The organism is Bacillus sp. J41TS8 (genome assembly GCF_018333035.1).
Taxonomy (GTDB): domain Bacteria; phylum Bacillota; class Bacilli; order Bacillales; family Bacillaceae; genus Bacillus; species Bacillus paralicheniformis.
This window is the reverse complement of sequence record NZ_BORF01000032.1, coordinates 1-1511: the sequence shown is the minus strand read 5'-3', so window position 1 is coordinate 1511 and position 1511 is coordinate 1. Positions and strand designations below refer to the sequence as shown.

The window sequence follows — 1511 nt, the reverse complement described above, 5'->3', positions numbered from 1 at the left end:
GACAAAATAGGTCGGATTTTTATAATCCGACCTATTTTTGTCCAATTTATTCTGTTTTTTCGATGAGAATGCTGGCGAATTGGACTTTTCCAAGTCCAATTCGCCAGCTTTTTGAGATTCATGGCAGCGAAAACAAGCATCGCCTGCATGGACAATTTTTTCTTTCCCCGCAGGGTTGTCCAGCGCAGGCCATGCTTGTGTTTTAAATCCGCAAAAACTCGTTCGATCGTTTCTTTGCGTTTGGCGTAGATTCGCCTATTCTCATCCGTGTAGCGAAGATGGTCGGCTTCATCCAAATGATCCTGCCAGAGATGCCTGTGAATCATCTTTCGATGATTTCGACTTTCCGTACATTGCTTCAAAAAAGAACAGTGTTCACATCGGTTTGGATCTGATGCATAAATCCGATAGCCTTCACGGTTGGTTGTGCGATATGTCAGAACATGATCGTCAGGGCAAATATAAGCATCGTAATATTCATCGTATACATATTCATGTTTTCTCATGAACCCTTTTTTAGTTTGTGGTCGGGTGTAAGGCATGACGGGACGGACATTTTGATCACTTAGAAATTTTGCGATAAACGGCGTTTTATATCCGGCATCAACTGCGACCGTATGAGGCTTGGCGACGTGCTCTTTCACCTGTTGAAACAGGGTCGTGAACACTTGGCTGTCATGAATATTGGCAGGCTCAACAACCGTCCCCAGCACAAATCCATTCCGGTCACAAGCTGTATGAAAACCATAAGCAAAAAGACGTTCCCGTTCACCTTTTACAAAATAACCGCTCTCAGGATCTGTCGTACTTTCTTTTATTTCCCGTTCTTCTGAGCATTGCCTGGGCTTTAAGGGCTTTTTGCCGTTGGCTTCGCGATCGGCATTAATTTCTCGATCTAATTGTTCCTGATAAGCTCTTGTTTCTTTTCTCACAATCTTCTTCACAAACTTTTTCTTATTCGCATTGGCTTTGACATGGGTTCCATCGATAAAGGCGACCGACGGGTCGACAAGACCGAGATCCATGGCCTGACGCAAGATTTTATAGAAGATTGTTTCAAATAGGTCCGTATCATGAAAACGGCGCTCATAGTTTTTACTGAAGGTTGAAAAATGAGGGATTTTTTCAGAAAATCCATATCCAATAAACCAGCGATAAGCGACATCGGTTTCGATCCGTTTAATGGTTTCGCGCATCGAGCGGTGGCCAAACACGTACTGAATCAGAACCATTTTGATCAATACAACGGGATCAATGCTTGGGCGCCCTTTTGAAGAATAAAGGGGAGCAACTTTTTCATAAATAAAAGAAAAGTCCATAGCTTCTTCTATTTTCCTGACCAGATGGTCTTCCGGGACAAGTTCACTTAAGGCAAAGACTTCAAGCTGTTCGCGCTGATCTTTAGAGTGCTTAGACAACATGGAAAAACCTCCAAAAACTAGATTTCACTCACATTTTAACAAAAAAAGCTTGTCGATCAAGCCACTTTTTGTGGCTTTGTCGACAAGCTG

At 42.7% G+C, this 1511-nt stretch carries 1 protein-coding gene; it reads right to left on the bottom strand.

Annotated features, from left to right (window positions below):
• The coding region (locus tag KI350_RS22640; protein ID WP_244845660.1) for an IS1182 family transposase at window positions 1-1421 on the bottom strand (1421 nt) is incomplete at its 3' end.
• Between the last annotated feature and the right edge of the window lie 90 nt (window positions 1422-1511).